Genomic DNA, 6113 nt, shown 5'->3' with positions numbered 1-6113 from the left:
GCCGCGCTTCGCGAGCTTGATGTGGCCTTTGTACTTCCCCGAAGTCCGTTCGGCCAAATTTAAGCCGGCCTTCCGCAAGAGCTGATCCCCATGCGCCAATTGGCGCAGGTCTCCCCCAAAGGCAAGGATAGCCGCCGTCTCCGACGTCGGAATGCCGACCGAGCGTAGCAACGGGGCGCACGGAATCTTCGCCAACAGCGCCTCTAACCGGGTGTCCGTTTCCTCGACCACCTGGTAGGCATGCCGGTAGCTCACCAGGAGATGCTGCAACTCCCACCGAGCATCATCCAGGCCGACGGTCTCACCAATGCTTCGGGCCGCAGCCTCCTGTAACGCCTGCGCACACCGTAGGCCCCGGGCGCCGGCCGCCCGGGCCATATAGCGCCGCCACACATCCACCATCGTGTCGGGTGTGAGCACCCGGACCTGCGCCGGGGTTGGAAAATGGGTCAGGGTGGCCAACGCACGATCCGTGAAGAGATCGGGGAAGACCTGCGTGAGCTCCGGGAACCAAATGTCGACCCAGCGGATGATGCGATTCCGGGCGCGACTCCGTTCCTGGACCCAACGCTCCCGGCTGGCGACTAACACCCGGAGCTGGTGAAACTGCCACTCACTACGCTCGTACAGCGTGTAGTACCCTCGGGTGACAACCTCAGCAATCACGATGGCATCTTTGGGGTCACTCTTTGACGGGGAGTTGTCCCGGTTTTCCTTGTTTCGCTTGGTGGTGGCGGGGTTCACAATGACCACCGTGATGCCCTGGTCTTGCAGCCAATGCGCGAGCGCGAACCAATAGTGGCCCGTCGATTCCATCCCGACCACGACATCGGTCATGCCATGGGCCATCTGAATGTCGCGCAGTCGCGCGACAAATTGCTCGAACTCCGCCCGCGTGTTGGCAAACGCCAGGGCACGGGACGTCAGCACGATGCCCCGAAAGTTCATGGCCTGAGCGACGTGACGTTCTTTGGCAATGTCGACGCCCACCACCAACGTGGTCGCCGTGATGCGCTCAATCCGTTGATTCTGGGCGAGGATTTGCTTAGACTGCATGATAACGCCTCCTGGATGAGTTCTACGGGCTCTAGACCCTTCACACACTCATCGTACGGGAGGCGCTTTCATGCACACAAACTCCAAGAACTACTCCCTACAGGAATGATCTCGCCTCCTTTATCTATGGTAGCAATTGGCGGCCGCCCTTGCCAGCCAACCATCGGCCGGTATGCTTTGACTTGAAACGGGGAAAACTGGGCGCATGAAAACTATCGGATGGATGCTGTCCCTGTTGGGCGGATTGCTGGGCGGATTTACCGCCTGGGCAGAACACATGCCGGCGCTCGAGTCCCACATGACCATCGGCCACGGGAGCATGCCAGGCTCGGATATCACACTCGCCTGCAGTATATTGGCGCTCTTGGCGGTGGTCGTCATGTGGTTCGGGGGCTATCGACTAGGCGGGTTGCTGGCAGCCATTTCCGCGACTTTGGGGTTTTTTGGCGCCGACCAACTGTGGGTCACCGCCGGCTGCATCTTATTTGTGGGCGCCATGCTCACGCTGTTTGCCCCACCTGACACCGACCAGAAGTCGAAAGAGACACGACACCATTAAGAACGGCGTCCCGGGGGGGACGCCGTCTCAACTTACGCTACTTAAAATAGATCTTCACGTGGCTCTGTTTTGCGATTTTCTTAGCAAAGCCCTGAAACACCTGAGTTTGCTTTTGCTGCAAGAGACCCGAGGCCAGCTGCGACTTCACCTGCGAGAAGGGCTGGGTCCCACCGGGCTTCGTAGCCTGCACCTCAATCACGTGGTATCCGTATTGCGTATGGGCAATTCCGTACTGTCCCGGCTTAAGCTTGTCCATCTCCTCGTAGAACGGCTTAACGAAGTTTGAGGATGGCCCGGTATTAACCCAGCCGTACTCCCCACCCTTATCCTTGCTGTAGGTGTCAAGGGAATATTGCTTGGCCAGCGCTGACCAACTGCCGCCGTGCTCCAGTTCGCTTTCAATCTTTTGCGCGAGACTCTTGTTTTTAACCAAAATCATGCGCATCTTGTCCTGCGCCGGGGTGGCAAATTCGGACTTGTGGGCATTGTAATACGCTTGAGCCTCAGCGGTGGTCACCGGTTTCACGTTCTTTGTCTCGGCACTGAATGCGGCATCCCATTCCATCTGCTGAACCATGAATTGGGTTAGCGACGCAATCGTCAAATGCTGCTTCTTCAATGCCGCCACGGTCTTTTTCTTGCCGCCCAGCGCCGTTTCCACATTCTCGCTAACGAACAGCTTGGCATTCTTCTCCGCCGTCTGTTGAGTGATGATGTGGTGCTTCAACGCCCACTGTTCGACGGCAATCTGCGCAGCCAAATCTTTAACCTGCTGCTTTTCCGCCGACTTGGTGGTCGACATGGTGACGCCCTGTAAGAGATCGGTGGCATTCACCGCCAACTTCCACTCTTGCGTGGTAAGTGGCGTGCCGTTAATCTCTGCCAACGGCTTGGGACTTGGGGAGGCCGCCTGGCTCGTGTTTCCGCAGGCCGCAGCTGCGGTTCCCACTAATGCCAACATGCCAGCTGCCGAAATCCACTTCACTGAACGTTTTGCCATCAGTCTCTCCTTTACGTTAAACCAAGGAACACCCGAAAGGGCACAAAGAGACGGACAATTCCACCTGTCCGTTTATCCTGAAATCATACCAGAGATTCGGAAGGAATCAATCCACAATACCTGGAGAGCCGCACAATGTGTGGAAATGCGGGTTTTGTTAAAGTTTGATTAAATTGTCCCCTTTACTTGTCGTGCGTGATATTATTGTCGATGTGATAATGGTTGGCTTTGCAACAATTACTGAGCGAGGTGAGTCCCGTGGAGAACACGCCGATGCCCACGGATGAAGAGCGCGTGGCGCTGAAAGCGGTGGTTAATCTCATCCGGCTGTCGGAACCGCTCATTTTCGACCTGTGGCGGTCCCACGAGTTGACGATCGCTCAGGTACAGTGCTTGCGCATTTTGAGCCATCAGCCCGAACAAGCGGGAGATTTGGCCAAAAAACTCTCCATGTCATCGACGTCGTTGACCCGCATTCTGGAGCGACTGGAGACACGGGGGTTGGTCGAGCGCACCGTCGATACACATGACCGGCGGCGGATTTGGGTGCGGCTCACCGAAACCGGCCAGGCGCGCGTCAGCAGCATGACCAGTTGGTACAACACCCCGCTGTTTGCCGCCATTCGTCATCTGAGCGACGAGGAGCGGACGCGATTCGTGGAGGTGCTGGAGCACTATACCGACACGGTGCGCCAAGTCGAATGCGCCACGGATGCAAAGACAACCGCGAATCAGGCGTAAAAGACTAGGAGGGAATTCTGATACATGGCTTCCAGGGCAGTTGAATCGCGACCAGGCGGTATCGCCTATAAGTGGATAGCCCTCACGAATACGACCTTGGGCATTTTGATGGCCGCGATTAACGGGACGATTCTAATCATCTCGTTGCCCGCCATTTTCCGCGGCATTCAAATCAATCCTCTGCACAGCGGGCAGACCAGCTTGCTGCTGTGGATTTTGATGGGATTCAACGTGGCCACCACCATCCTCTTGGTCTCGTTTGGACGGATTTCCGATACCTATGGCCGCGTCAAGTTGTATAATCTCGGCTTTTTAATCTTCACCATCGGATCGATTTTGCTGTTCCTAACCCCCGGCAAAGGGACCGCCGGTGAATGGCAACTGATTATCTTCCGATTTGTGCAAGGTATCGGCGGAGCTTTTCTGTTTTCCAATAGTGCCGCCATTTTGACCGACGCCTTTCCCGCCAATGAGCGCGGCTTTGCGTTGGGGTTGAACCAAATTGCCGGTATTGCCGGCGGTGTTATCGGCTTGGTAGTGGGCGGCCTGTTGTCGGCCGTGGACTGGCGAGCCGTGTTCCTGGTGAACGTCCCCTTCGGTATTGCCGGCACCATTTGGGCTTATGTAGCACTCAAAGAGACCTCCACAACCCGTGAATCCAAGAAGATTGACTGGTGGGGGAACTTGACCTTTGCCATTGGGCTCATGGGCGTCATGTTGGGTTTGACGTACAGCATTAACCCCTACAAGAATCACGCCATGGGCTGGCAAAGCCCCTTCGTCATCACCAGCTTGGTCGTGGGTGTGGTGCTCCTCATCGCCTTCGTGATTATTGAAAACTACGTGGAAGACCCCATGTTCCACCTGCAGCTCTTTAAGACGCGGGCATTTTCCATCGGCAACTTCACCAGCCTTATGGCGGCGATTGCCCGTGGCGGCCTCTCCTTCATGCTGATTATTTGGCTGCAAGGCATTTGGCTGCCGATGCACGGCGTCTCGTTTGCCAACACGCCGCTTCAAGCGGGCATTGACACCATTCCGCAGATGATCGGTTTCTTGGTCTTTGGTCCCCTCAGCGGCAAGCTCTCCGACCGCTATGGCGCCCGTTGGTTCGCGACCATCGGCATGTTGGTGAGTGCCATCGGCTTCGGACTTTTGGAAACGCTGCCGGCGGACTTCCACTACTGGACCTTCGCCTTCTACATCTTCATTGTCGGTGGAGGCATGGGGCTTTTCGCATCGCCCAACACTTCGGCCATCATGAGCTCGGTGCCGCCCCGTTACCGCGGCGTGGCGTCCGGCATGCGGGCCACCTTTATGAACGCCGGGCAGATGCTCTCCATGGGCCTTTTCTTCTCCATGGTGATTAGCTCCTTGGCCAACGGGCTTCCTGGAGCCATCACCCGGGGATTAAGCAAGTTCGCCCTGCCGGCACCGGCCATTCACGAACTGGCCCACTTGCCGCCTATGTCTGTGCTGTTTGCCGCCCTCTTGGGCTACAACCCGTTGAAGATGCTGCTAGGCGGAACAGCCCAGGGCCGGCTTCTGCTCCAGCGCATGCCAGTCCATCAGGTGGCGACGCTGACCAGCCCGCACTACTTCCCGAGCTTGATTTCGCACCCCTTCATGGATGCGTTGCGGGTGGTGTTCATCTTCGCTGCAGCGATGACCTTCCTTTCGGCTATTCTCTCCGTGTTCCGAGGCGAGCGCTTCATTTACGAGGAAGACGAATTCACCAGCCACACGGTCGAAACCGAACCCGCGGCCATGCCGTTGCCGGTGGGATCAGTGCTGCTGGCCTTGTCCGCCGTGTGGATGGCCAAGGATGGGGCGGAGCCGGGTGCGCCACCGGAACGTGAAGAGCAGTTGCGCCGTTCGTTGGCGTTGTTGGCGCTGGCGCTAGGGCAAAATCCGCCGGAGCCGCCATCCGATATTAATCGCGAGTTCACCCGCATTGCCGAGACGTATGACCGTCCGGTGGCGTCCGAGCCGGTCCCTTAGAACACAGGATCGGCTCCACGCCGGATCTTTGTTGAAGGAGTGAGTATTGTGACCAAATATGTTTGGCCCTTGGCCACCTCGGCGCTAGTTACCCTGATGGGTTTCGCGCTGTTGGTGCTGCCCTTTGCCCTTCACACCAACGCGGGCGGTTGGACGCACACCACCGATACCCTGTTTTGGAGCGGTATCGGGGTGGCGGTCATTGGGCTCTTGTCGCTCTGGGGCTGGCTTGGCGGTCTCCGTAAGGAAATGGTGGACCGCGGTCTGGTGAAGGCGCCGGCACCAACCCAGCAAGAGGAAACCCCAGCCGCGCCGCCCGCTGACAATCTTGACGCGATGCTACGACCGCTGGCCGAGACGGTGTTGCGTGATTTAACCGCGCAATTAGCGGCCAAGAACGAAGCAGCCCATCGAGGAGGGACCGGCGCATGAAATTTGGAACTTGGCTCAGCATCATCGGAATCTTGGCGGGTGCTTGGGTCATCCTGGCTCCCGAAATCGTGGGATTCGCGCCTACGCACGGCAATCCCTGGACCGGACCGATGTTAGGCAGTGCCATTTTAGGCGGCCTCATCATGCTTACCGCTCTGGTCGGTTTAGTCGCATTCTGGGGTCTACGGCTCCGGGAATTAGGAAACCAGTCCCCCGAACAGCAGGACGCGTAAACCTCCTTATAGACTGAAAACACACGAACACACGAAGTCTCATCCGATCAGTCATTCTCGTTGGATGAGACTTCGTGTTTTTTAGCACGTT

General features: G+C 57.4%; 7 protein-coding genes. 5 read left to right on the top strand and 2 right to left on the bottom strand.

Annotated features, from left to right (window positions below; all coding sequences use genetic code 11):
• The coding region (locus tag HIJ39_RS13230) for an IS110 family RNA-guided transposase (RefSeq protein ID WP_169100451.1) at positions 1–1056 on the bottom strand (1056 nt) is incomplete at its 3' end.
• Positions 1057–1261: 205 nt separating this feature from the next.
• Here HIJ39_RS13230 and HIJ39_RS13225 point away from each other — a divergent pair.
• Positions 1262–1615 (top strand): hypothetical protein, encoded by a 354-nt coding sequence (locus tag HIJ39_RS13225; protein ID WP_169100449.1) that lies wholly within the window; start codon positions 1262–1264, stop codon positions 1613–1615.
• A gap of 37 nt (positions 1616–1652) precedes the next feature.
• Here HIJ39_RS13225 and HIJ39_RS13220 read toward each other — a convergent pair whose 3' ends face one another.
• Positions 1653–2615 (bottom strand): peptidyl-prolyl cis-trans isomerase, encoded by a 963-nt coding sequence (locus tag HIJ39_RS13220; protein ID WP_243239650.1) that lies wholly within the window; start codon positions 2613–2615, stop codon positions 1653–1655.
• Positions 2616–2888: 273 nt separating this feature from the next.
• Here HIJ39_RS13220 and HIJ39_RS13215 point away from each other — a divergent pair, with 273 nt between their 5' ends.
• The 4 genes from HIJ39_RS13215 to HIJ39_RS13200 are packed head-to-tail and all read left to right on the top strand — an operon-like array spanning position 2889 to position 6022.
• The gene (locus HIJ39_RS13215; protein ID WP_169100447.1) at positions 2889–3356 is read left to right on the top strand and encodes a MarR family winged helix-turn-helix transcriptional regulator; all 468 of its coding nucleotides are present in this window, start codon (positions 2889–2891) and stop codon (positions 3354–3356) included.
• Between the two features lie 24 nt (positions 3357–3380).
• Positions 3381–5357, top strand: a complete 1977-nt coding sequence (locus HIJ39_RS13210; protein WP_169100445.1) for an MFS transporter — start codon at positions 3381–3383, stop codon at positions 5355–5357.
• Positions 5358–5405: 48 nt separating this feature from the next.
• The gene (locus tag HIJ39_RS13205; RefSeq protein ID WP_169100443.1) at positions 5406–5789 is read left to right on the top strand and encodes a hypothetical protein; all 384 of its coding nucleotides are present in this window, start codon (positions 5406–5408) and stop codon (positions 5787–5789) included.
• Positions 5786–6022 (top strand): hypothetical protein, encoded by a 237-nt coding sequence (locus HIJ39_RS13200; RefSeq protein WP_169100441.1) that lies wholly within the window; start codon positions 5786–5788, stop codon positions 6020–6022. The genes HIJ39_RS13205 and HIJ39_RS13200 overlap by 4 nt, the downstream gene beginning before the upstream one ends.
• The last annotated feature ends 91 nt before the right edge of the window (positions 6023–6113 follow it).

It is taken from the genome of Sulfobacillus harzensis (assembly GCF_012933365.1).
Taxonomy (GTDB): Bacteria; Bacillota; Sulfobacillia; order Sulfobacillales; family Sulfobacillaceae; genus Sulfobacillus_B; species Sulfobacillus_B harzensis.
This window is presented reverse-complemented; position numbering and strand designations above follow the sequence as displayed.